The sequence below is a fragment of the Oleiphilus sp. HI0086 genome, from assembly GCF_001635225.1.
The window spans coordinates 1-567 of sequence record NZ_LWFZ01001527.1 but is presented as its reverse complement, the minus strand read 5'-3'; the positions used below and the strand labels follow the sequence as shown (position 1 = coordinate 567).

The following is a 567-nucleotide window of genomic DNA, read 5'->3' as shown; positions in this document are numbered from 1 at the left end:
ATGCTTAATACGCTTCCAAGCCATATCTGTAATGTGTAGAAGACCGTCAACACCACCTAAGTCAACGAAAGCACCGTAGTCAGTAAGGTTCTTAACGATACCCTTGGCTTCCATACCTTCAGCCATTGACTCAAGCAATGCTTCACGTTCTGCACTATTTTCAGCTTCAAGCACTGAACGACGAGAAACAACAACGTTGTTACGCTTCTGATCTAGCTTGATAACTTTAAATTCTAATTCTTTACCTTCAAGGTGTAGCGTGTCACGTACTGGACGAACATCAACCAATGAACCAGGAAGGAAGGCACGGATAGTTTTCAGCTCAACAGTGAAACCACCTTTAACCTTACCGTTAATCACACCTTTAACGATTTCTTCAGCTTCAAATGCTTTCTCAAGCTCTTTCCAAGCTTCAGCACGCTTAGCCTTCTCACGAGATAGGCGTGTTTCACCGAAGCCATCTTCAACAGCATCTAGTGCAACATCAACAGAGTCACCGATCTTTAATTCGACTTCACCGCTCTCGTTAACAAATTGAGATAGAGGTATAACACCTTCTGACTTTAG

1 protein-coding gene is annotated in these 567 nt (G+C 42.9%); it reads right to left on the bottom strand.

Annotated features, from left to right (window positions below):
• Window positions 1-567: S1 RNA-binding domain-containing protein (locus tag A3756_RS25675; protein ID WP_156490779.1), on the bottom strand; the 567-nt coding region annotated here is incomplete at both ends.